The organism is Anoxybacillus sp. J5B_2022, from assembly GCF_026847645.1.
GTDB lineage: Bacteria > Bacillota > Bacilli > Bacillales > Anoxybacillaceae > Anoxybacteroides.
The window spans coordinates 1-1,946 of record NZ_JAPSMC010000129.1; the positions used below are offsets into that span (position 1 = coordinate 1).

The following is a 1,946-nucleotide window of genomic DNA, read 5'->3' on the forward strand; positions in this document are numbered from 1 at the left end:
GAGTGATAAATAAGTAATCAGTATCTACATTCCCTCTGACGATTAAATACTTTTTCAATTGGTTCATCATTTTATCTTGTATCGGCACAAATCGCTCAAAGCCACCTTTGGTGTTTCTAATCCGAATAACTTTTTGCTCCCAGATGATATCAGTTGTTTTAATACCAACTAACTCATTTACCCTAACCCCTGTTTCTAACAATAGCATCATAATCGTATAATCTCTCAAGCCTAAAAACGTTCGGACATTGCAGGCTTTAAATAAAGCCTTTATCTGCTGGTTGTCAAATGTCTCAACAATCCTTTTTCTATCCCTTAGCAATTTGATGTCTTTCATCGGATTGCATCTTATGAGATGTTGTCCTTCCAAAAAGTTAAAAAACGCCCTCATTGCTCTCAAACGGGAGTTAATGCTGACTGTCTTTAATCCTTTCTCTTTCATATACATAATGACATTTCGTTTAATCGTTTCGCCTGTCCATTCATTTACACGCAATTCAATTTCCTGCTCTTTCAGCAGTTTTATAAATGCATTCAATTCACTGCGGTAATATTTAATCGTATGTTCCCGCAAATTTCTTAGTTCGCAATCCTCGATAAATATCTCTAATAATTCTTCGAACGTGTATTCAATTTCTACGATGTCATCAGTAATAAGCATTAGTTCCTCACGACTCAGCTCTCCCCGTCTTTCACTCTTGCTATTCTTCTGCAATGTCCCCTCATTTACTCTTTTTCTCACTTATCTTTCACCTCACCGAACACGATTATCCGCACACGATTTTTCCTTCTCGAATCGTATTCGGTATAACACAAAAAAGGGTTCCCACATTCGTGAGAACCCTTGATCCTAAAGCCTTTTCCCTATTTTCAATGCCGATGGTGGGAGTCGAACCCACACTCCCTCACGGGAACACGATTTTGAGTCGTGCGCGTCTGCCAGTTCCGCCACATCGGCAAATGATATAAACTAACAACACAAACTATTTTACTATCCTTCAACTTATAAGTCAAGTTTTTTTAAAAGAATAAAGACTTAAATCCTCAATGAAGGCGGCACCCGGATTCGAACCGGGGGTAAAGGTTTTGCAGACCTCTGCCTTACCACTTGGCTATGCCGCCGTGTCATAAGCGGAAGACGGGACTCGAACCCGCGACCCCCACCTTGGCAAGGTGGTGTTCTACCACTGAACTACTTCCGCATATGGCTGGGGTAGCTGGATTCGAACCAACGCATCACGGAGTCAAAGTCCGTTGCCTTACCGCTTGGCTATACCCCAACGAATTTAATAAGCAGCTTATGGGGCGACTAGTGGGAATCGAACCCACGCATGCCAGAGCCACAATCTGGTGCGTTAACCACTTCGCCATAGCCGCCATTACTTGTTGGCAGGGGCAGTAGGAATCGAACCCACACCGGAGGTTTTGGAGACCTCTGTTCTACCATTAAACTATGCCCCTATAAATGGTGGAGGGGGACGGATTCGAACCGCCGAACCCACAGGGAGCGGATTTACAGTCCGCCGCGTTTGGCCACTTCGCTACCCCTCCATCTATGAAATGGTGCCGACTGCAGGACTTGAACCCGCAACCTACTGATTACGATTCAGTTGCTCTACCAATTGAGCTAAGTCGGCACAATAAAGTTTTTACTCCACCTTTTCATAACTCTCTTAGTAGCTGTGCCTCTTCCTCTTCCAGACTATTCGAAGAAGATCAATGTGTCGAGGCAACTCGCAGCAAATTCACCGTTGTGTCGCTCGTCTCTACCAATTGAGCTAAGTCGGCGGATCAATTTTTTATTTCCCATACTTAGCTTGTAAAGCATTCATCGTCTTGCCTTGTTTACATAAAAAATGGTGGCTCGGGACGGAATCGAACCGCCGACACAAGGATTTTCAGTCCTTTGCTCTACCGACTGAGCTACCGAGCCGTTATGTAATACT

The 1,946-nt window shown here is 43.8% G+C and carries 1 protein-coding gene and 9 tRNA genes; all 10 read right to left on the reverse strand.

From position 1 onward, the window contains the following. On the reverse strand, positions 1 to 742 hold a 742-nt coding region (locus M4I42_RS16675), incomplete at its 3' end, for a tyrosine-type recombinase/integrase (RefSeq protein WP_268853165.1). A gap of 132 nt (positions 743 to 874) precedes the next feature. After that, positions 875 to 958: transfer RNA gene (locus M4I42_RS16680), tRNA-Leu, on the reverse strand. A gap of 93 nt (positions 959 to 1,051) precedes the next feature. Beyond that, positions 1,052 to 1,122, reverse strand: a tRNA-Cys gene (locus tag M4I42_RS16685). Positions 1,123 to 1,130: 8 nt separating this feature from the next. Beyond that, a tRNA-Gly gene (locus M4I42_RS16690) sits at positions 1,131 to 1,202 on the reverse strand. Positions 1,203 to 1,205: 3 nt separating this feature from the next. Beyond that, a tRNA-Gln gene (locus tag M4I42_RS16695) sits at positions 1,206 to 1,280 on the reverse strand. A 21-nt stretch (positions 1,281 to 1,301) separates the two neighbouring features. Further along, positions 1,302 to 1,377: transfer RNA gene (locus M4I42_RS16700), tRNA-His, on the reverse strand. Between the two features lie 10 nt (positions 1,378 to 1,387). Then, positions 1,388 to 1,461 (reverse strand) — tRNA-Trp (locus tag M4I42_RS16705). A gap of 5 nt (positions 1,462 to 1,466) precedes the next feature. After that, positions 1,467 to 1,551, reverse strand: a tRNA-Tyr gene (locus M4I42_RS16710). A gap of 10 nt (positions 1,552 to 1,561) precedes the next feature. Further along, positions 1,562 to 1,637 (reverse strand) — tRNA-Thr (locus tag M4I42_RS16715). A 220-nt stretch (positions 1,638 to 1,857) separates the two neighbouring features. Then, positions 1,858 to 1,933: transfer RNA gene (locus tag M4I42_RS16720), tRNA-Phe, on the reverse strand. Between the last annotated feature and the right edge of the window lie 13 nt (positions 1,934 to 1,946).